The 20,007-nt window shown below is 37.7% G+C and carries 20 protein-coding genes, 1 tRNA gene and 2 pseudogenes; 17 read left to right on the top strand and 6 right to left on the bottom strand.

Annotated elements, in window-relative coordinates; translation table 11 throughout:
* Positions 1–71: 71 nt before the first annotated feature.
* A complete protein-coding gene (locus tag HF881_RS03485; RefSeq protein ID WP_001019005.1) occupies positions 72–953 on the top strand; it encodes a class II fructose-bisphosphate aldolase in 882 nt (293 codons plus the stop codon).
* 196 nt (positions 954–1,149) lie between these two features.
* On the opposite strand, the pseudogene HF881_RS03480 reads toward HF881_RS03485, so the two are convergent.
* Positions 1,150–2,058: pseudogene (locus tag HF881_RS03480) on the bottom strand (IS30 family transposase).
* An 842-nt stretch (positions 2,059–2,900) separates the two neighbouring features.
* On the opposite strand from HF881_RS03480, the gene HF881_RS03475 reads away from it, so the two are divergent.
* The 11 genes and pseudogenes from HF881_RS03475 (at position 2,901) to HF881_RS03425 (ending at position 10,922) form a co-directional block, all read left to right on the top strand.
* Positions 2,901–3,206, top strand: coding sequence for a helix-turn-helix transcriptional regulator (locus tag HF881_RS03475; protein WP_169446481.1), 306 nt, complete (start codon positions 2,901–2,903; stop codon positions 3,204–3,206).
* On the top strand, positions 3,199–3,777 hold the full coding sequence (locus HF881_RS03470; protein WP_169446480.1) for a hypothetical protein: 579 nt from the start codon (positions 3,199–3,201) through the stop codon (positions 3,775–3,777). The genes HF881_RS03475 and HF881_RS03470 overlap by 8 nt, the downstream gene beginning before the upstream one ends.
* Complete coding sequence (locus HF881_RS03465) at positions 3,764–4,387, top strand: hypothetical protein (RefSeq protein WP_169446478.1); 624 nt, start codon at positions 3,764–3,766, stop codon at positions 4,385–4,387. Before HF881_RS03470 ends, HF881_RS03465 begins: the two co-directional genes overlap by 14 nt.
* Positions 4,380–4,958: a hypothetical protein gene (locus tag HF881_RS03460; protein WP_169446477.1), complete on the top strand. Its 579-nt coding sequence runs from the start codon at positions 4,380–4,382 to the stop codon at positions 4,956–4,958. The genes HF881_RS03465 and HF881_RS03460 overlap by 8 nt, the downstream gene beginning before the upstream one ends.
* Before the next feature lie 9 nt (positions 4,959–4,967).
* The gene (locus tag HF881_RS03455; protein WP_169446476.1) at positions 4,968–6,398 is read left to right on the top strand and encodes a beta-carotene 15,15'-monooxygenase; all 1,431 of its coding nucleotides are present in this window, start codon (positions 4,968–4,970) and stop codon (positions 6,396–6,398) included.
* Positions 6,399–6,991: 593 nt separating this feature from the next.
* Positions 6,992–7,348: pseudogene (locus HF881_RS10475) on the top strand (N-acetylmuramoyl-L-alanine amidase family protein); the annotation flags it as partial.
* A gap of 293 nt (positions 7,349–7,641) precedes the next feature.
* Positions 7,642–8,634, top strand: a complete 993-nt coding sequence (locus HF881_RS03445) for an ATP-binding cassette domain-containing protein (RefSeq protein WP_169446474.1) — start codon at positions 7,642–7,644, stop codon at positions 8,632–8,634.
* Between the two features lies 1 nt (position 8,635).
* The gene (locus tag HF881_RS03440; RefSeq protein WP_169446473.1) at positions 8,636–9,454 is read left to right on the top strand and encodes an ABC-2 family transporter protein; all 819 of its coding nucleotides are present in this window, start codon (positions 8,636–8,638) and stop codon (positions 9,452–9,454) included.
* 1 nt (position 9,455) lies between these two features.
* A complete protein-coding gene (locus HF881_RS03435) occupies positions 9,456–10,241 on the top strand; it encodes an ABC transporter permease (protein ID WP_169446471.1) in 786 nt (261 codons plus the stop codon).
* 100 nt (positions 10,242–10,341) lie between these two features.
* Positions 10,342–10,414, top strand: a tRNA-Thr gene (locus HF881_RS03430).
* A 190-nt stretch (positions 10,415–10,604) separates the two neighbouring features.
* Positions 10,605–10,922: a hypothetical protein gene (locus tag HF881_RS03425; protein WP_169446470.1), complete on the top strand. Its 318-nt coding sequence runs from the start codon at positions 10,605–10,607 to the stop codon at positions 10,920–10,922.
* A gap of 31 nt (positions 10,923–10,953) precedes the next feature.
* On the opposite strand, the gene HF881_RS03420 is transcribed toward HF881_RS03425, so the two are convergent.
* Both HF881_RS03420 and HF881_RS03415 read right to left on the bottom strand, forming a co-directional pair.
* The gene (locus tag HF881_RS03420) at positions 10,954–12,753 is read right to left on the bottom strand and encodes an N-acetylmuramoyl-L-alanine amidase (RefSeq protein ID WP_169446469.1); all 1,800 of its coding nucleotides are present in this window, start codon (positions 12,751–12,753) and stop codon (positions 10,954–10,956) included.
* A gap of 57 nt (positions 12,754–12,810) precedes the next feature.
* Entirely contained in the window at positions 12,811–13,719 is a 909-nt protein-coding gene (locus tag HF881_RS03415; protein WP_001222584.1) for a LysR family transcriptional regulator, read from the bottom strand.
* A gap of 102 nt (positions 13,720–13,821) precedes the next feature.
* Here HF881_RS03415 and HF881_RS03410 point away from each other — a divergent pair, with 102 nt between their 5' ends.
* The 3 genes from HF881_RS03410 (at position 13,822) to HF881_RS03400 (ending at position 14,752) form a co-directional block, all read left to right on the top strand.
* On the top strand, positions 13,822–14,055 hold the full coding sequence (locus tag HF881_RS03410) for a YqgQ family protein (protein ID WP_044135604.1): 234 nt from the start codon (positions 13,822–13,824) through the stop codon (positions 14,053–14,055).
* A complete protein-coding gene (locus HF881_RS03405; protein ID WP_169446468.1) occupies positions 14,052–14,432 on the top strand; it encodes a rhodanese-like domain-containing protein in 381 nt (126 codons plus the stop codon). The genes HF881_RS03410 and HF881_RS03405 overlap by 4 nt, the downstream gene beginning before the upstream one ends.
* An 86-nt stretch (positions 14,433–14,518) precedes the next feature.
* On the top strand, positions 14,519–14,752 hold the full coding sequence (locus HF881_RS03400) for a DUF4190 domain-containing protein (protein WP_169446467.1): 234 nt from the start codon (positions 14,519–14,521) through the stop codon (positions 14,750–14,752).
* 40 nt (positions 14,753–14,792) lie between these two features.
* Here the strand turns inward: HF881_RS03400 and HF881_RS03395 are convergent, their stop codons facing one another.
* Positions 14,793–15,518, bottom strand: a complete 726-nt coding sequence (locus tag HF881_RS03395) for a pseudouridine synthase (RefSeq protein WP_169446466.1) — start codon at positions 15,516–15,518, stop codon at positions 14,793–14,795.
* Between the two features lie 158 nt (positions 15,519–15,676).
* Here HF881_RS03395 and typA point away from each other — a divergent pair, with 158 nt between their 5' ends.
* Together typA and HF881_RS03385 are read left to right on the top strand one after the other, a co-directional pair.
* Complete coding sequence (gene typA, locus HF881_RS03390; protein WP_000164117.1) at positions 15,677–17,518, top strand: translational GTPase TypA; 1,842 nt, start codon at positions 15,677–15,679, stop codon at positions 17,516–17,518.
* A gap of 19 nt (positions 17,519–17,537) precedes the next feature.
* Entirely contained in the window at positions 17,538–17,792 is a 255-nt protein-coding gene (locus HF881_RS03385; protein ID WP_000262659.1) for a DUF3165 family protein, read from the top strand.
* Between the two features lie 322 nt (positions 17,793–18,114).
* Here HF881_RS03385 and HF881_RS03380 read toward each other — a convergent pair whose 3' ends face one another.
* Positions 18,115–19,377, bottom strand: a complete 1,263-nt coding sequence (locus HF881_RS03380; RefSeq protein ID WP_169446465.1) for a nucleobase:cation symporter-2 family protein — start codon at positions 19,375–19,377, stop codon at positions 18,115–18,117.
* A complete protein-coding gene (locus HF881_RS03375; RefSeq protein ID WP_169446464.1) occupies positions 19,377–19,958 on the bottom strand; it encodes a xanthine phosphoribosyltransferase in 582 nt (193 codons plus the stop codon). Before HF881_RS03375 ends, HF881_RS03380 begins: the two co-directional genes overlap by 1 nt.
* Between the last annotated feature and the right edge of the window lie 49 nt (positions 19,959–20,007).

The following is a 20,007-nucleotide window of genomic DNA, read 5'->3' as shown; positions in this document are numbered from 1 at the left end:
TTTTTATCAAAAAGTGATAAAATGAACAATGTAAATGGGATGTCCCAAAAAATATATAGGAGGCCTGACAAATGGCAATCGTTTCAGCAGAAAAATTTGTCCAAGCAGCTCGTGACAACGGTTATGCAGTTGGTGGATTTAACACAAACAACCTTGAGTGGACTCAAGCTATCTTGCGTGCAGCAGAAGCTAAAAAAGCTCCAGTTTTGATCCAAACTTCAATGGGTGCTGCTAAATACATGGGTGGTTACAAAGTTGCTCGCAACTTGATCGCTAACCTTGTTGAATCAATGGGTATCACTGTACCAGTAGCTATCCACCTTGACCACGGTCACTACGAAGATGCACTTGAGTGTATTCAAGTTGGTTATACTTCAGTTATGTTTGACGGTTCACACCTTCCAGTTGAAGAAAACCTTGAAAAAGCTCGTAAAGTTGTAGAATTTGCTCACGCAAATGGTGTATCAGTAGAAGCTGAAGTTGGAACTATCGGTGGTGAAGAAGACGGAATCATCGGTGATGGTGAATTGGCTCCAATCGAAGATGCTAAAGCAATGGTTGCAACTGGTATCGACTTCTTGGCAGCTGGTATCGGTAACATCCACGGTCCATACCCTGCAAACTGGAAAGGTCTTCACCTTGATCACTTGCAAAAATTGACTGAAGCTGTACCAGGATTCCCAATCGTATTGCACGGTGGTTCAGGTATCCCTGATGACCAAATCCAAGCAGCTATCAAACTTGGTGTTGCAAAAGTTAACGTTAACACTGAATGCCAAATCGCATTCGCTAACGCAACTCGTAAATTTGCTCGCGACTACGAAGCAAACGAAGCAGAATACGACAAGAAGAAACTCTTCGACCCACGTAAATTCTTGGCTGACGGTGTAAAAGCTATCCAAGCATCAGTTGAAGAACGTATCGACGTATTCGGTTCAGAAGGTAAAGCTTAATCTATCTGAACAATACAGATGAAACCTGCCCATTGGGTGGGTTTTTTGGTTGGGAAAAATAAAATAAATGATATAGATTTTGTATTATGTCTTTGATATAGTTAATTTAGCTTAGAGGTAAATATCATGTTTTTTTAATACATTTCCGTTTTTATTATGATGCACTATGTAGTTTTAAAACTCCTAAATTGTCAAATTAAGTTAGACTTTTCAAGTAACTCAGAACAACTTGGTATGGTGTTTGATAATTCAATGATTTTCTAGGAATTCTATTTCTTTTATCAGCTATAGCTGATAAATAATTTTGAGAAATAGTAGTAAAATCCATTTGTTTAGGTAATCCATTTCGTCTTAATAAGCCATTAGAATGTTCATTGAGACCTCTTTGACCAGGACAGCCTGGATCCGCAAAGAAAATATCAATGTCATGCGCATTCGAAATAGACTTCCAGTTAGAAAATTCTTTCCCACAATCAAACGTTATCGACTTAAAGAGATGGCTGGGGACTTGAGACAGCCATTGATTGATGGAAGTCTCAATATCACTTGCTTTTCGTCCATTGGTTTTCAGTGTGATGATGGCTTTTGAGAGGCGTTCTACCAAGGTAATGACAGCACTTTTGTGTTTCTCACCAACAATGGTATCCCCTTCTAGATGACCAAATTCTGTCTTAAAATTAGGAAAAATGGCTGCTCTCTCACGCAAATCTCTGCGGAACGCTTGTTTTCCTCGTCTTTCGCTATGACCATTTGGTTTTCTTTTGCCTTTCCAAGGGAGGTCCTCTTTCTTGAAAATACCACGGTCTGTTAGTCGATAGAGAGTTCTCATAGAACAAGAAATCCTATCTGGATAAGCTCCCTTAATGACATCAAGGCCCCAATTTTGTTCCAAATGAGTTTGAATAAAGTCTTTTTCTGCTTGCGAAAGACTTGTTTTCCTCCGACCACAGCGTTTCTTATTGGCTTTATAGTGTTCATAATAGTCATAGGCAGAAAGTCCGTCTTTGATAAAGTTGATAACATTATAGACGGTCTATTTTGATCTTCCAAGAGCTTTTATAATATCTGTAACTTTTATACCTTCTTTGTAGTAAGCTTCTATCATTACAAGCTCGTTTGTGGTAAGATGTGTATAGGTCGTTTATGTTAGTTCCTTTCAGACAAATGTGGTAGTTTATCTGAGCCTAACATAGATGGCTTTTTCTGTCTAGCTTAATTTTACAAATTGGGACTTTAAAAAGTTACTAGATAGCTAGTTTTAGTATATTAGAATTATTGGGGTTGAGGTTAGAGATGAAAGATAATACCGTGAGTTTTTTTCAGTATTTTTTATTGCTTGAATAACAGTATTAAGCGAATGTCTTAATTCTCTATATATTTTTCTTAGACTCTGCTTATCAGTAGCAAGTAATACTATTAAACGGTTTATATTGATATAAATTGATTTGTCTAGATTTGATAAATCTGATTCACTCTGATACTTGCATAAAGTTTGAATTTTATATTGCACAATATACACCTCCTTTATTATTAAATTTGTTAGTTGCCTTTAGTCAGGACCAAATTTTGCTCGAGACTCATTATTCTGGCTTTAGCTCTTGGTGTATCTTTTTGATGGCTGTTAGAATCGCCAGATTACTGTCAAAGCTAGTAGAGCTGCAGCCTTCGAGAGATTTGCCTCCGGCGATCTCCCTCGTCCTTGTCTCCTAGCTTTGACAGTAATTAACGAAAGCTTTATCATAAGCTAAACATTGATTATCATAGACTTTATATAACCATTTTGGTATAATTAATGTGATTTTATAATAAAGCTTCAAAATAGCTTAGTAGAGCTTTATTAGCTTGCAATTATACTATTAAGTATACGAAAAGTATTACCATTTGATTATAAATGTAATACTATCCTTTTGGTTATAAGTTAATGAAAAAGTAAAGGAAAATTTAAATATGTTAAAAGATAATTTGAAAAAAGAAAGGCTTAAAAATGGGTTAACTCAAGCTCAAGTTGCAGAAAGATTAGGGGTATCACAAGCTCAATATGCCAGGTGGGAAAATGGGGGAAGAAATCCTAAGTACGAAACAATCCAAAAACTAGCTGATATTTTTAATACCACAACGGAAGCATTAAATGGAAGATATGACGGAATTGAAGTAATTGTGAGATTGCTTAGAGAATATGATTTGACAGATGAAGATAAAAACGAAATATATAATATGGTAGAGCAATATCTTAAGGAGAGAAAATATGAATAGTGTTTATGATAAATTTGTGTGTCCGATTATAAAATTTTTAATTATTGCATTGACTAAACTGCTATTTGATATTCTAGTCCTCACAGCTACTGGTTGGGAATATACTAATTTTATTTTTTTTGATGCATTTTTTGCTTCTTGTTGTATGTGTTTTAAATATATAAAACAAAGTAAAAAACAACAAGAAGAGGCAGGAGTAAATACCCAATTTAATTTTTCATTTTTTAAAAATACTCATTATAAAATTTATAAATCACGATTTATCAAGTTTTTAAAAGATAATAAAGTCATATTGCTATTTTTATTTCTATCTAATGGAAATTTATTATCTATCATTGAAAACTCAAATAAAGAATTCTTTCCTATGATTAACAAAATAGAATTTAAGAATGAAAATTTAGAAAACTGTTTACTCGATTTTCTAAGGTTTTTGAACAATGATAAAAATCTTGTTAACTTCTTGTTCAGTTGCTATTTTTGCTTGATCGTATGGATTTTTATTAACCAAATTGATTTCCAATTGCTTGAAACAGTTAGTTCGGATAAGGAGAGTGGGAATGACAAAAAGTAAATTAATTAGGGATATTGCTGAAGAATCTATTAGCTTAGAAAGCGCACTAATAAGATTAAGAGTAATTACATATTCATTAAAAAATTCTGAACTGCAAAAATGGATTGAAAATGAGTTAAGAGGATATAAGATAGATGATGAAATTCCTCAGTATAGGAAAGGTATTGCGTATAATATAAGATACTCAGGGATAAATGGAAATTTTACAGTTAAGTCAGCACCACTGTCAGAATCATTTTTTACAGATGAAATAAAAAAAGTTTTAAGAGAACGGCAAATTACTAATGGGATAGGTACGATTGAACGTAATTTATCAATTGAAATGTGCTATGACCTAATTGAATTTGCCCCAATGGTTTATAGTACAAGTAAATGTGGTATTCAGTGTTATACATTAGAACAAGTAGTAAATAAAGCTAGTTTAGAGAATATCTTAAGTAATGTGAAAATAAAGTTGATAGACATATTGCTAGATTTAGAATCGATGTTTGGTGAACTAGACCAACTAGATATTGATGTGAAACATATTAGTAGTGAGGAACTACAAACAGTAAATGAAACATTGTTAGATAAAATTTATTATGATGGGAAGAGAGAAAACTATGAGTGAGTTCTTAAGTTACTTTTTGAATAATTCGACGTTATTAGGTGCATTTATTTCAATAATATCTTCATCGATTACTCTGCTTATACAAGCATATATTAAGAAGCATTTGATGGAACAAGGGGAAACCAATATTTACTATAAAACTGTTTACAATAAAACTACATTAAATCCTTGGGGGTTTTACGAAGAAAATAATGAACTATATTTTGACCTACCACTATGGATTGAAATTCATAATACAAAAGGAACTAGACAGATAGTGAGAAATCTAAATTTATCTTTATATTCGGCTGGAAAATTTGTTTCTAAAACAAAACAGTCAACGCATTCTGGGGAAACTGTTTTGGCAGATAACGGTTCATATTCATTTTTAGTTGATGCGGGAGAAATAAAAAGATATGACTTAGAATTCATTTTAAAAGGGAGAGACATAGACTTTCATGATTTTGATGAAGTTAGATTATCTTATTTTGATACAAATGATAAGTATATAGAATATAAAATATTTGACATTGAAGCTTCATGGAAACAGTCTAATTATAAAATAAGTGATGATTGGGAAAAGTTACATTAGGAGAAGAATATGGATTTTGAAAAAAATAACTGGTTTCAAATAATAAGAAATAGAATACTAAGAATGAGTGATGGTAATATTGTAAAACAAGATTTAATATCGGGATTAATGATATTAACTATAATTGCCTATATGGGTGGTACTATAAATTTTCTTTGGGAAATATTTTTGGGAGATATTATTAAATTTTTTATTTCGAATATTCTTGTGCTAGCTAGAAATGCGGAATCTATTCTAAATTATTTTTTAGGTAAGTGCTCTTGGATTGTTATTGATGGATTTATTGATTTTAAATTTAAGAGTTTTTCAGATTTAGGGAATATTTTGAGAGAATTACTTGTCAGATTACTTATTTCTCTTATTCCACTTTGGATTTCTGGTAAGTTGTTTAATCGAGAAAGTTTTAGGGACCAGATTATTAGCAGTATTTTAATGATTATTTCTTCAGTAATTCTTTTCGGGGAATACAAATTTACAATATCTATTGGGGTGCTTATTATTGCAATCACATTAACACAATTTGGAAAGGGGAATATATATAGGTTTTTATGTAATTTACTTCTATATGTAAGACCATTCACAGTTTCGCAAGATAATGAACACTCAGACACAATCATAGATACGATAAAAAATTTTGTCCAGGTTTTTTCATGTTTTGTGATTCCCTTTATATTTTCTATCTTGTTTAACCTTCCATTTGCAATCTGTTTTTTATTAGTAATTGTTTTAATAATGAGATTCGGTATACAATTTCAAACAAACAATCCGCGTATAGAAACTCTAATTAAAGCTGTTGTCTACATTTTAGTTTTTGTCACCGTGTTGTATTCTAGTGAACAAATAAAGGATATGACAAGTGTTTTTACAGTATTATTTGCAATATACTTCGCAGTTGATAGATTGTTTAGTTTATACGATGAAATACTGACAGTGGTAAAAAAAGATGAAATTAATTATTATCTGTATTTTGATAATTCAATGGATATTTTAGAGCAAAAATATTTACCAAATGAATTTTTAATTGGTACAATATCTGAAATAGATGAAATAAAATTACTTGGTCAATTGATAATAAGAACAGAACTTGGCATGAAAGATAGTTTTGAAAAATTATTACGTCTAATCGAAGAAAAAAGAGAAAGAGAATATGAAGATTATCGATTATTGATACTATCACTTGAATATAAAATGCAGAAAAAAGAAAATAAAAAACTTACAATAACAAATTTTATTGAAAACAATTTGAAAGATGTTATATTGTTTGACAACCAAAAGGTACTTCCCATTGAATTTTTAGTTCTCTACGGTGAGGAACTAAGAGTACAAAAGGAGTATGATTTAGCTATTCAATATTTGAAATTTTCAAAGTTTTATAGTTCGTATTATTATATAGAAAGCTATAATGAATGTATAAAAAATATAGATAAAGCACAAAATTAATTTTTTAAATATAAGAATCTTAATTTAGTTAAGTTCATGGTAGCTTTCTGGTAGCTAAAGAAACAAAAAAGACTATTTTTTTCTATGTTTACGTAAAAAGAATGTTGATTTATCAGCATTCTTTTTTATTTCAAATGTATTCACAGAATTATTTATAGGGGGCAAAATTGATATCCAAAGGAGGTAATTTGACCTCGATTAAATTTGATGCAATTGCTGGACCAATAGGAGCATTTGCAGGAGCGATTGTAGGAGGAATTGCAGGAGGAATAGGAGCAAAAGCAATTGCGGATCAATTCATAGAAGATGATCGTGTGGAAATGTTTGCTCAATTAAAAGAAGAGTTTATTGATATTGTGATGGTTATTTCGCTATCTCAGAAAGAGTTTAATAAAATCCAAGAAGATGTCTTTAATGAACAATTAGAAAGTTTACTGAAGGATATGTTCCAAAGGAAAGAAAATAGTCGAACTTATGCGAAAGAGTTTGTTGAGGAAAAAGTTAAATCTGTCATAAAAGATAGAAAACGAGTTGAATTGAAGGAAATTATTGAGGCTGTCCAAGTAATAAATGATGTTCAAGACTCATCGGAATCAGGATGGAATCAAAATAATGGTGCTTGGTACTATCTAAATAATAGTGGTTCTTTAGCAAAGGGGTGGATTCAAGATAATGAACATTGGTACTATCTAAGTGATGATGGCGCCCTAGTAACAGGTTGGTTTAAATATAATGATGCCTGGTATTACTTGAAAGATAATGGAGCTATGGCGACAGGTTGGATTCAAGATTCAGGAAAATGGTATTATTTAAAAGTAGACGGATCAATGGTAACTGGTTGGTACCAAATTGGCGAAACATGGTATTATTCATATTCTTCAGGAGAACTCGCAGTTAATACTACCATAGACGGGTATAGAGTTAATGAAAATGGAGAATGTGTTGATTAAATTAAATATTTGAGATAAATCACTTTTAATACAACCTGCCCTTCTGGGCAGGTTTTTTGGTGTCTTAAGGAAACTATTAAATCAGAATTTTTGATTAAAACTATTATTTTAAGAGTAAAATCTCTAATTTCATAATCTTCAGGCAAACGCTTGCATTCCGTTTTTTATTGGGCTATAATAGGTTGGTATAAAGCCTTCTGTAGTAATAAAATGTAGAAGTTGTAGAAAGTAAGGATTTAGATATTTGTAGTTAAAAATACAATGTTGCTATTCCTTGCTATAGGGAGAGATTTATGGCAATGATAGAAGTGGAACATCTTCAGAAAAATTTTGTGAAGACAGTCAAGGAACCGGGATTGAAAGGGGCTTTGCGCTCTTTTATTCATCCCGAAAAGCAGACCTTTGAAGCGGTCAAGGATTTGACTTTTGAGATTCCAAAAGGGCAGATTTTAGGATTTATTGGGGCAAATGGTGCTGGGAAGTCGACAACCATCAAAATGCTGACAGGGATTTTAAAGCCGACATCTGGTTTTTGTCGGATTAATGGCAAGATTCCGCAGGACAATCGTCAGGATTATGTCAAGGATATTGGGGTGGTCTTTGGACAACGCACCCAGCTATGGTGGGATCTGGCACTGCAAGAAACCTACACGGTCTTGAAAGAGATTTACGATGTGCCAGACTCGCTCTTTCATAAACGCATGGACTTTTTGAATGAAGTCTTGGATTTGAAGGAATTTATCAAAGACCCTGTGCGAACTCTTTCATTGGGACAACGGATGCGGGCGGACATTGCGGCTTCCTTGCTTCACAATCCCAAGGTTCTCTTTTTAGATGAGCCGACCATTGGTTTGGATGTTTCGGTCAAGGATAACATTCGTCGGGCAATTACTCAGATCAATCAGGAGGAAAAAACAACCATTCTCTTGACCACTCACGACCTGAGTGATATTGAGCAACTTTGTGATCGGATTTTTATGATTGATAAGGGGCAGGAGATTTTTGATGGAACTGTTAGCCAGCTCAAGGGAACCTTCGGTAAGATGAAGACTCTTTCCTTTGAACTGCTAGCAGGTCAAAGTCATCTCGTTTCTCACTATGAAGGCTTTTCGGATATGACCATTGATAGACAAGGAAACAGCCTCAATATTGAATTTGATAGTTCCCGCTACCAGTCTGCTGATATTATCAAGCAAACCTTGTCTGATTTTGAGATTCGCGATTTGAAGATGATGGATACGGATATTGAGGATATTATCCGTCGCTTCTACCGAAAGGAGCTCTAAGATGGTCAAATTGTGGAGACGTTATAAACCTTTTATCAATGCAGGGATTCAGGAGTTGATTACTTATCGAGTCAACTTTATTCTCTATCGGATTGGCGATGTCATGGGGGCTTTTGTGGCCTTTTATCTCTGGAAGGCAGTCTTTGATTCGTCGCAAGAGTCTTTGATTCAAGGCTTCAGTATGGCAGATATCACCCTCTACATCATCATGAGTTTTGTGACCAATCTTTTGACTAGGTCGGATTCTTCTTTTATGATTGGTGAGGAGGTCAAGGATGGCTCTATTATCATGCGCTTGTTGAGACCAGTGCATTTTGCGGCCTCTTATCTCTTTACCGAACTTGGTTCCAAGTGGTTAATTTTTATCTCTGTCGGACTTCCATTTTTAAGTGTCATTGTGTTGATGAAAATTTTATCAGGGCAAGGCATTTTAGAAGTGCTGGGACTAACTACCCTTTATCTATTTAGCTTGACGCTCGCCTACCTGATTAACTTTTTCTTTAATATCTGCTTTGGATTTTCAGCCTTTGTATTTAAAAATCTATGGGGTTCCAATCTACTCAAGACTTCCATAGTTGCCTTTATGTCTGGAAGTCTAATTCCCTTGGCTTTCTTTCCTAAGGTCGTTTCAGATATCCTGTCCTTCTTGCCTTTTTCATCCTTGATTTACACTCCAGTTATGATCATAGTTGGGAAATACGATGCCAGTCAGATTCTTCAGGCGCTTTTGCTACAGTTTTTCTGGCTCTTAGTGATGGTGGGCTTGTCTCAGTTGATTTGGAAACGAGTCCAGTCATTCATCACCATTCAAGGAGGTTAGTATGAAAAAATATCAACGCATGCATCTGATTTTTATCAGACAATACATCAAACAAATCATGGAATACAAGGTTGATTTTGTGGTTGGTGTTTTAGGTGTTTTCCTGACCCAAGGCTTGAACCTCTTGTTTCTCAATGTCATCTTTCAACATATTCCATCCCTAGAAGGCTGGACTTTTCAAGAGATAGCTTTTATTTATGGTTTTTCCTTGATTCCCAAGGGTCTGGACCATCTCTTTTTTGACAATCTCTGGGCACTGGGGCAACGCTTGGTGCGAAAGGGAGAGTTTGACAAGTATCTGACTCGTCCTATCAATCCTCTCTTTCACATCCTAGTTGAGACCTTTCAGATTGATGCCTTGGGCGAACTTTTGGTCGGTGGAATCTTGCTAGCGACAACAGTATCAAGTATTGCTTGGACCCTTCCAAAATTCCTGATTTTCCTAGTCTGTATTCCCTTTGCGACCTTGATTTATACTTCTTTGAAAATCGCGACAGCCAGTATTGCTTTTTGGACCAAGCAGTCAGGCGCTATGATTTACATTTTTTATATGTTTAATGATTTTGCCAAGTACCCGATTTCCATTTACAATTCGCTTCTTCGTTGGTTGATTAGCTTTATCGTGCCTTTCGCTTTTACGGCCTACTATCCTGCCAGCTATTTCTTACAGGACAAGGATGTCTTCTTTAATATCGGTGGTTTGATTTTGCTTTCCCTTGTCTTCTTTGTCATTTCTTTGAAACTATGGGACAAGGGCTTAGATGCCTACGAAAGTGCGGGATCGTAAATAATAGAATATCAAAGCCTTGTCTCAGGACAGGCTTTTTTTAATGGAGATGAAAATTTCTTGACATCTATTCTCAGAGTGCTATACTATAAGGGTAATCGCCGATTTAGCTCAGTCGGTAGAGCAACGCACTCGTAACGCGTAGGTCACAGGTTCGATCCCTGCAATCGGCAGAATCAAGAAGTCCATTAGGGCTTCTTTTCTTTTGCCAGAAATATTCAACTACTTAGACCGAGATATAGACCAGATAGGCAAAAGGCCTTGTTCTTGAAAAAAACCTCTGCTATAATGGTTCATGTAAGGGACGTGAGCGGTCAGTATCAGACAACTCAAATCAATAAAAAAAGAAAATGGAGACAAAAAATGAAAAAATTATTGGGACTTGTATTCTTAGCAGCGGCAGCGCTAGTATTGTATTTTGGCTATGTTGGATGGCCAAGTTTGGATGTCAACCTCTGGTCACTCATTCCAGTGGGATTGTTCCTCTATTTCACTTTAGAAAATTTTTTGAAAAAAGACTATAAGGCTAGTCTTATGTGCCTAATCATTGCCTTTATCATTGCAAATGCTATTTTGGATCTTTTGCCAATATCAAGTGGTTTGGTGATTGGTGCAGGAGTGCTAGCTTGTGTAGGACTTGGCTACCTCTTTCCTGATAAAAATAAAAAAGAAGGCAAGTAGAAAAGTCTCGAGAAACCTCGAGACTTTGTTTTTATTTACCAGCGTAATATGCTTGGATACCTTTTACGATGCCTGCGACTAGTCTATCTTGGTATCGATCATCACGAATACGTTGATTTTCGGTGAAATTATCCATATAACCAAGTTCTAGGAGGACGGCTGGTTTGGCAGTTTCGCGTAGTACGGCGAAGCTACTTTCCAATAAGCCAGCATCCTTGGCACCTGTTTCTGCAAGGAGAGAGGAGTGGATAGCAGCAGCGAGGCGCTTGCTTTCACTCATACGATCAGGATGGTTGTGCCAGTATTTATTAATCTTACTTGGATAATCAGGTTCATCGCTATAGGAGTAGGTTTGAATACCGCTTGCTTTTGAGTGAATGTTTCCAGTAGCATTGAAATGGATACTGATAAAGATATCAGAGTTGGTTTTATTTACCATTTTTGAACGCTCAGTCTTAAAATCAACATCGATATCACTGTCACGTGATGTGAGGACAGTATAACCTAATTCTTCTAATTTCTTACGCAGTTTGCGATAGATTTGCATGTTGAGATCTTTTTCAGCTACATTGTAGTAAAAGGCACCTGAATCTCGACCACCATGCCCAGGATCTAGGAAAATGGTATTGCTGTATTGACCTTTTACAAATCCACCTTCTGTTGAAACTTCAGAAATCCATTGGCCGTATTTTTGGAACAAATGTTCCTTTCCGTCTATCTTGTAGGTTCCTGAAACATAATGGCCACTATCGTCCAAATAGTAACGAGCCTTGTAATAGTCGTCGTAAATCCACTCATTCTTGGCCATATAGCCACCAGACTTGAGATAGTAGGCTCCAATCCATTCACGAGCCGCATAGGTTCCATTCGCTTTTAGATAGAACCAACTGTTGTAGGCCTTGTCAAAGATCCACTCTTTTTCAGCCATGGCTCCACTAGATTTGAGGTAGTAGCTTCCTTTCCATTTATTGGAAAGCATAACTCCATTTTGTTCAAAGGCGTACCAAGTTCCTTTTATTTTCTCCCATTTATCTTGGCTGTATTTCCCATATTCATTAGCGTAATACCAATTTTGATCAATCTTCACCCAAGAGTTTTCCGCCATAGCCCCGCTACTGCCGAGCAGGTAAGCACCAACGGTCGTTTTGCTGAGCATCACGCCGCTTTTGTCAAAATAATACCAAGAACCGTTTACTTTTTCCCATTTGTCTTGCGAGATTCTGCCAGATGGTGTGACATAATACCAATTTTGGTCAAACTTCACCCAGCCATTCTCAGCCATGGCTCCGCTTTTGGTAAGGAGATAACCATCAACGATTGTCTGACTGAGCATGACACCATCTTTGTCAAAGTAGTACCAAATTCCTCCGATTTTTTTCCATGTTTGTTGGATGATTTTTCCAGATTCACTGGCGTAGTACCATTTACCCTCAAGAGCTACCCAGCCATTTTCTACCATGACCCCGTCTTTATTGAGAACATAGCCATCAAAGATGGTATCACTGAGTCGATTTCCCTCTTGGTCAAAATAGTACCACTTATCTTGAATTTTTTTCCATTTGAGGACAGGCTGATTGTTTTCATAGAAACGCCACTGTTTGTTTTCTTCCTGCCACCCTTCTTTTTTAGGGGCTTCTTCTTTTGCCTTGTCTTTTGGAAGTGTTGTAGTCTCCTCTTCATTTTTAATTGAAAGATCTTTCTTATCTTCCTTAGAGTTGCTTAGCTCGGTGGTAGCAGGAGGATTAGCATTGTTTTCTTCCGCATGGATAGGTGCTTGTGCCAATTCTGCTATTGAAAGGATAACAGCACTTGCCAATATAAACTTTTTCAACGATATTCTCCAATCATTTTTTTCTAAGAAATATTATAAGATATGTCTGGCAGTTTATCAATTATCAAACTGAACTTCTTCTAGTAAGTATTCGATAAAGCGTTCGCCCATCTTAGATAGGCTAGTTTTTTCATGCTGGATATAGACTAGTTCAATCGGGTCGTCAATGTCCAGCGGGATGGAAACGATATTGTCGCCGTTGAGGTTACTGTTCAAAATCCCTGTTGCAATGGTGTAACCATCCAAACCAATCAAGAGATTAAAGAGAGTGGCACGGTCACTGACCACGATGGATTTCTTGTGGTGTTCTTGTGAAAGAATCTCTTCTGAAAAGTAGAAGGAGTTGTGCGTCCCTTGGTCATAACTGAGATAAGGGAAGTCTTCCAAATCAGCCAGTTTGACCTTGTCTTTTTTAGCTAGAGGGTTGGTCTTGCTGACAAAGATATGGGGTTGAGCGGTAAAGAGGTGGTGAGCTAGCAGGTGGTTGTCATCCAGCATTTTCGTTAAAACATCACGGTTGTAACTGTTCAAAAAGAGGACACCAACCTCACTACGGAAGTTCTTGACGTCGTCGATAATCTCCCAGGTCCGAGTTTCACGTAGAAAAAGCTCGTATTTTTCCATATCACTTTTCTTGAGCAGAGAGACAAAGGCATTGACCACAAAAGCATAGTGTTGAGACGACACGCTAAAGAGTTCGCGGTGGGCGACAGGATTTTTATAGCGTTCCTCCAGAAGCTGAGTTTGCTCGACAACTTGGCGGGCATAGGAGAGAAACTCCATCCCATCACGGGTCAAGGTAATGCCCTTGGGATTGCGGATAAAGATTTCAATGCCCATTTCATTTTCCAAGTCTCGAACAGCATTAGAGAGACTGGGTTGGGTGATAAAGAGCTGCTTGGCTGCCTCATTCATAGAGCCAGTTTCGACGATTTTGATAATATAGTGTAGTTGTTGAATTCTCATGTTTTTATTGTACCATACTTGCGGAAGAATGGGTAATGAAGACGAAGAAAATAGGGGGAAAGAGCCTGTCCAGTATTGAAAAAAAGTCTAGAATTTGCTAAAATGGAAGCTATGAAAACATTCTATGATGTGCAGCAATTTCTCAAACAGTTTGGCATTATTGTTTACATGGGGAAGCGTTTGTATGATATTGAACTGATGAAGCTCGAACTCTCTCGGATCTATGATGCAGGTCTGATGGACAAGCTAGACTATCTAGAGGCGGAAGCTGTTCTTCGTAGAGAGCACAAGATAGAATTAGACTACATAGAGAAAAATGGAGATAAGAACTTATGACAATTTGGATTTTGTGGGGAATCGTACTAGCGATGGCGGCATGGATGGGATATAACTACCTTCGTATTCGTCGTGCGGCTAAGATTGTAGACAATGCAGAATTTGAAGCTTTAATTCGGAAAGGGCAGTTGATTGATGTCCGTGAACCAGCAGAATTTCACAGAAAACATATCCTCGGAGCCCGCAATATTCCTTCAAATCAGTTGAAGTCAAGCCTTGCAGCCCTTCGCAAGGATAAACCTGTCCTTCTCTATGAAAACCAACGCGGACAACGAGTGACCAACGCTGCACTCTATTTGAAAAAACAAGGTTTCTCTGAGATTTATATCCTTTCTTATGGGTTGGATTCTTGGAAAGGGAAAGTGAAGAATAGTTAACATTCTGTAAAAAACTATCGAATGATAGATAAAGCTAGTATCTTAAGGTATCATCATTTATATTAAATTTAAGGAGATTTTGTAATATGAATTCACAACAAAAGAAAAAACCTTCACTTGTTTTAGGTATCTTATCTATCGTTCTTGGTTTGCTATCTCCAATAGTAGGTCTGATTTTGGGGATCATAGGATTGGTCTTGGCTTTTTCATACCAAAAAGAATCTGGACTAGACTATAAAACAGAAAAAATTCTCAACATCGTAGGACTTGTAGTTTCTGTACTAAATTGGATTTTAGCAATCGCAATAGTTTTTAGATAAGCAAAAACAAAAAAAGCTTTAAATTTAAAGCTTTTTTGTTTTATTGACTAATCTCTAAATAGTTTTTAATGATTTCCGATTCCTCTGGATTCAAGGGACGGTATTGCCCTTCTGCAAGTTCTGAATCTAACGTAAAATCACCGAACTGAACTCGTTTGAGAGAGGTCACCTTGACACCAACAGAAAGAAACATTTTTTTGACTTGATGGAACTTTCCTTCTGAGATGGTGATGGCTGCATGGCTCACTGATGGGCTTGAAAACAGAATTTCTAGTTTGGCAGGTTTGCAGACGGTGCCATCTAAAAAGACAATCCCATCTGTGAACTTTTGGATATGGTCTGGTGTGAGCAGTCCATTGACTTCAACTTGGTAAGTTTTATCCACATGATATTGAGGATGGAGGAGTTGAAAGCCAAGAGGTCCATTGTCTGTCAAAAGGAGCAGTCCTGTCGTATCGCGGTCTAGCCTGCCTATCGCGTAGAGTTGGTCTGACTGGATATTTTTGGAGAGTAGGTCCATGACGGTCGGAAGTTTCTTATCCTTGCTAGCTGTAACGACTCCGTTTGGCTTATGAAGCATGAGGTAGTTGTGCTCGTATCCTTGAATCTGCCGTCCTTGAAAAACTAATTTCTGTAATCCAGTGTCGACATTTTGAGCGAGGGAGCTGGCTGGACAATCGTCCACTAGGATTTCTTTTTTTAGAAGTGCCTGTTTCATAGCCTTGCGACTGACCTTTTCTTGGGCTAATAATCTATCTAAACGCATACCAGCTTATCTTATCATAAGTCTCTGACTTTGAAAAGAGTTGCCTTGACTAGAAAAGCAGAGTGAAAACATTTACACTTAGCTGAACTGTGATTTTTGAATGAGACTGTGGTATAATTGTTCAGTTAGAAATAAAAATTTAAATATTAGAGGAAATCATGACAAAATTAAGAGAAGATATCCGTAACATTGCGATTATCGCCCACGTTGACCACGGTAAAACAACCCTCGTTGACGAATTATTGAAACAATCTGAAACTCTTGATGCACGTACAGAGTTGGCAGAGCGTGCTATGGACTCAAACGATATCGAAAAAGAGCGTGGGATTACCATCCTTGCTAAAAATACAGCTGTTGCTTACAACGGAACTCGTATCAATATCATGGACACACCGGGACACGCGGACTTCGGTGGAGAAGTTGAGCGTATCATGAAAATGGTTGACGGTGTTGTTTTGGTCGTAGATGCCTACGAAGGAACCATGCCACAAACTCGTTTCGTATTGAAAAAAGCCTTGGAACAAGACCTTGTCCCAATCGTGGTTGTCAACAAAATCGACAAACCATCAGCTCGTCCAGCAGAAGTAGTGGATGAAGTTTTGGAACTCTTCATCGAGCTTGGTGCAGATGATGATCAGCTTGATTTCCCAGTTGTTTATGCTTCAGCTATCAACGGAACTTCTTCACTTTCTGACGATCCTGCTGATCAAGAAAAAACAATGGCACCAATCTTTGATACCATCATTGACCATATTCCAGCTCCAGTCGACAATTCAGATGAGCCTTTGCAGTTCCAAGTGTCACTTTTGGACTACAATGACTTCGTAGGTCGTATCGGTATCGGACGTGTCTTCCGTGGTAGTGTGAAAGTTGGAGACCAAGTTACCCTTTCTAAACTAGATGGTACAACGAAGAACTTCCGTGTTACAAAACTTTTCGGTTTCTTTGGTTTGGAACGTCGTGAAATCCAAGAAGCTAAAGCAGGTGACTTGATTGCCGTTTCTGGTATGGAAGACATCTTTGTCGGTGAAACCATTACTCCGACAGACGCAGTTGAAGCTCTTCCAATCCTACACATCGATGAGCCAACTCTTCAAATGACTTTCTTGGTCAACAACTCACCATTTGCTGGTAAGGAAGGTAAATGGGTGACTTCTCGTAAGGTGGAAGAACGCTTGCAAGCAGAATTGCAAACAGACGTTTCCCTTCGTGTTGACCCAACGGATTCACCAGATAAATGGACTGTCTCAGGACGTGGAGAATTGCACTTGTCAATCCTTATCGAAACTATGCGTCGTGAGGGTTATGAACTTCAAGTATCTCGTCCAGAGGTTATCGTAAAAGAGATTGATGGTGTTAAATGTGAGCCATTTGAACGTGTTCAAATCGATACTCCAGAAGAATACCAAGGATCTGTTATCCAAAGCCTTTCTGAACGTAAGGGTGAAATGTTGGATATGATTTCAACTGGTAATGGTCAAACTCGTTTGGTCTTCCTTGTTCCAGCGCGTGGTTTGATCGGATACTCAACTGAGTTCTTGTCAATGACTCGTGGTTATGGTATTATGAACCATACCTTTGACCAATACTTGCCATTGATTCCGGGTGAAATTGGGGGACGTCACCGTGGTGCCCTTGTTTCCATCGATGCTGGTAAGGCTACAACTTACTCAATCATGTCTATCGAAGAGCGTGGTACGATCTTTGTCAACCCAGGTACTGAGGTTTACGAAGGAATGATCATTGGTGAAAATTCTCGTGAGAATGACTTGACAGTGAATATCACCAAGGCTAAACAAATGACCAACGTCCGTTCAGCTACCAAGGACCAAACAGCTGTTATCAAGACACCTCGTATCTTGACCCTTGAAGAGTCACTCGAGTTCTTGAACGACGATGAGTACATGGAAGTAACGCCTGAGTCTATCCGTTTGCGCAAGCAAATCCTTAACAAGGCAGAGCGCGAGAAAGCTAACAAAAAGAAAAAATCAGCTGAATAAGAGCTAGAAAGAGATAAAGATGGTCTATTTAATCATAGGGATACTCTTATTACTACTCTATGTATTTGCGACACCACAAAGCATTAAAGGAACAGTCAACATCGTTATCTTGGTCTTTGTAGTTGTTGCGCTCTTGATCTTGCTGATGTTGTCCATCTTGCAAATCTTCCAATTACCGACAGAATTCTTTGTCACAATCGCCATGCTGGCCCTAGCCTACTTTAGCTTGAGAGACATTACGCTCATGCCTGTAAAAAAGGGTAAAAGAAGATAATAGAAGAGGCTGGGTAATGACTCAATTTGAGGAGAAAATCTAGCAAATTTTTCCCTGATAAAACGCATAATATCAAGGTTTTTGAATGCCTGATATTATGCGTTTTTATGATTTTTAAAACTTTTTGAGCGACCTATTAGAAAGTGGATACTCTTACAATTATTTTGGAAATAATTTAATTTCTGATTTAACGTATATTTTTTCAGAAGGGCTATTATTCCAATTTTTTCAAGGGTAGTCTTAATTTGGACCGAAAGAAAAAGATTGAAGAAATCGTCCAAAATGAACTTTTCTTCAATCTGGAGGCTCACACCTCTTTTTCTTATTTCTTTTTCCGGTTTAATACTGCATTGAGGACAATGGCAAGTAGGCTTGCTACGACGATTCCATTTGAGAAGAACATTTGGAAGGCTGTTGGCATGCTGACAAAGAGATTACTATTGTTGAGTCCCACACCAGCGGCGATTGATACAGCTGCGATAAGGAAGTTATGTTCATTGTTAGCAAAGTCAACGCGGGCGAGGATTTGCATCCCTTGAATCGAGACAAAACCAAACATCACTAGCATGGCACCACCGAGGACAGGACTCGGAATGATTTGGGCAAGGGCGCCAAACTTAGGAAGGAGTCCAAGGAGGACTAGGAAACCAGCTGCGTAGTAGATTGGCAGACGGGTCTTGATACCTGACAATTTAACCAAGCCAACGTTTTGTGAAAATCCTGTGTAAGGGAAGGTGTTAAAGATTCCTCCGAGAAGTACAGCCAAACCTTCTGCGCGGTAACCGTTGCGAAGGCGCGTGCTGTCGATTGGGTCATTGGTAATATCAGACAAGGCCAGGTAAACACCAGTGGACTCAACCATAGACACCGTTGCAATGATACACATCATGACGATGGATGAGATTTCAAAAGTCGGTACACCAAAGTAGAGGGGAGTTGGGACATGGACAAGCGGTGCTGCAGCCACAGGAGAAAAGTCAACCAAGCCCATGGTAGCAGCAATGGCGGTTCCGACTACGAGACCAATCAAAATGGAGATAGACTTGATAAATCCTTTGGTAAAGATGTTGATCAAGAGGATAATCAGAACAGTGATAGCAGCAAGTAAGAGACTTTGACCAGTTGGCTCTGGAACATTATTTCCCATATTTCCAATAGCAACAGGAATCAAGGTCAATCCAATCGTGGTAATGACAGAGCCCGTTACGATAGATGGGAAAAGATTAGCAACTTTTGAGAAAATGCCTGAAATCAGAACTACATAAATCCCTGAAACGATAAGGGCACCAAACATAGCACCGCTACCGTGACTCTGCCCAATCATAATCAAAGGAGCAACTGACTGGAAGGCAACTCCAAGAACGACTGGTAGTCCAACACCAAAGTGTTTGTTGAGTTGGAGTTGGAGGAAGGTGGCCACCCCACACATGAATATATCTGTAGAAATCAGGTAGGTCAACTGCTCAGCTGAATAGCCAAGAGCTGTCGCAATCATGATAGGAACCAGGATAGAACCTGAGTACATGGCTAGTAAGTGCTGTAAGCCAAGAACGGCTGCTTGCGAGTGTTTTTCTTGTTTTTGCATTAGAGATCTGCCTCCTTAAATACGACCTGACCGTTTTCAAAACGTTCCAAACGAGCGAGTGATAGGACTGGGTAGCCTGCTTTTTCAAGTAAATCACGACCATCTTGGAAGGATTTTTCAATCACGATACCGATGGCTTCGACTCTTGCACCGGCTTGTTCGATGATTTGGATCAAGCCTTTGGCAGCTTGTCCATTTGCTAGGAAATCATCGATAATCACGACCTTGTCCTCTGGTGAGAGGAATTTTCCAGCAATAGAAACGGTGCTGGTCACCTGCTTGGTAAAGGAGTAGACTTCGGCAGTTAAGATGCCTTCGTTCATGGTGATGTTTTTAGCTTTTTTGGCGAAAATCATAGGGACATCTAAGGCTTCAGCTGTAAAAACAGCTGGGGCAATGCCTGAAGCTTCAATGGTCACGACCTTGGTAATGCCAGCAGAAGCGAATTTTTCCGCAAATACCTTACCAATCTCTCGCATCAAGCTAAAGTCAACTTGGTGGGTTAAAAAGGAATCCACCTTGAGGATGTTGTCACCCAAGATATGCCCATCCTCAAGGATGCGCTCTTCTAATAATTTCATAAGACCTCCTAAAGTCTAAAAGTCAAATTACTTGTTGTTTAAATGTTTC

This window comes from Streptococcus sp. WB01_FAA12 (assembly GCF_012843315.1).
Classification (GTDB): Bacteria; Bacillota; Bacilli; order Lactobacillales; family Streptococcaceae; genus Streptococcus.
Note: the sequence above shows the minus strand (reverse complement) of the source record. Positions and strands in the feature narration are given on the sequence as shown.

What these genes read in the sequence shown, in the direction of transcription:
- HF881_RS03385 (WP_000262659.1), top strand. Translation starts at nt 17,538, where the DNA reads ATGGTCTATTTAATCATAGGGATACTCTTATTACTACTCTATGTATTT.
- HF881_RS03375 (WP_169446464.1), bottom strand. Translation starts at nt 19,958, where the DNA reads ATGAAATTATTAGAAGAGCGCATCCTTGAGGATGGGCATATCTTGGGT.
- HF881_RS03400 (WP_169446467.1), top strand. Translation starts at nt 14,519, where the DNA reads ATGAATTCACAACAAAAGAAAAAACCTTCACTTGTTTTAGGTATCTTA.
- HF881_RS03410 (WP_044135604.1), top strand. Translation starts at nt 13,822, where the DNA reads ATGGAAGCTATGAAAACATTCTATGATGTGCAGCAATTTCTCAAACAG.
- typA (WP_000164117.1), top strand. Translation starts at nt 15,677, where the DNA reads ATGACAAAATTAAGAGAAGATATCCGTAACATTGCGATTATCGCCCAC.
- HF881_RS03485 (WP_001019005.1), top strand. Translation starts at nt 72, where the DNA reads ATGGCAATCGTTTCAGCAGAAAAATTTGTCCAAGCAGCTCGTGACAAC.
- HF881_RS03380 (WP_169446465.1), bottom strand. Translation starts at nt 19,377, where the DNA reads ATGCAAAAACAAGAAAAACACTCGCAAGCAGCCGTTCTTGGCTTACAG.
- HF881_RS03395 (WP_169446466.1), bottom strand. Translation starts at nt 15,518, where the DNA reads ATGCGTTTAGATAGATTATTAGCCCAAGAAAAGGTCAGTCGCAAGGCT.
- HF881_RS03435 (WP_169446471.1), top strand. Translation starts at nt 9,456, where the DNA reads ATGAAAAAATATCAACGCATGCATCTGATTTTTATCAGACAATACATC.
- HF881_RS03470 (WP_169446480.1), top strand. Translation starts at nt 3,199, where the DNA reads ATGAATAGTGTTTATGATAAATTTGTGTGTCCGATTATAAAATTTTTA.
- HF881_RS03405 (WP_169446468.1), top strand. Translation starts at nt 14,052, where the DNA reads ATGACAATTTGGATTTTGTGGGGAATCGTACTAGCGATGGCGGCATGG.
- HF881_RS03415 (WP_001222584.1), bottom strand. Translation starts at nt 13,719, where the DNA reads ATGAGAATTCAACAACTACACTATATTATCAAAATCGTCGAAACTGGC.
- HF881_RS03475 (WP_169446481.1), top strand. Translation starts at nt 2,901, where the DNA reads ATGTTAAAAGATAATTTGAAAAAAGAAAGGCTTAAAAATGGGTTAACT.
- HF881_RS03460 (WP_169446477.1), top strand. Translation starts at nt 4,380, where the DNA reads ATGAGTGAGTTCTTAAGTTACTTTTTGAATAATTCGACGTTATTAGGT.
- HF881_RS03465 (WP_169446478.1), top strand. Translation starts at nt 3,764, where the DNA reads ATGACAAAAAGTAAATTAATTAGGGATATTGCTGAAGAATCTATTAGC.
- HF881_RS03425 (WP_169446470.1), top strand. Translation starts at nt 10,605, where the DNA reads ATGAAAAAATTATTGGGACTTGTATTCTTAGCAGCGGCAGCGCTAGTA.
- HF881_RS03445 (WP_169446474.1), top strand. Translation starts at nt 7,642, where the DNA reads ATGGCAATGATAGAAGTGGAACATCTTCAGAAAAATTTTGTGAAGACA.
- HF881_RS03455 (WP_169446476.1), top strand. Translation starts at nt 4,968, where the DNA reads ATGGATTTTGAAAAAAATAACTGGTTTCAAATAATAAGAAATAGAATA.
- HF881_RS03440 (WP_169446473.1), top strand. Translation starts at nt 8,636, where the DNA reads ATGGTCAAATTGTGGAGACGTTATAAACCTTTTATCAATGCAGGGATT.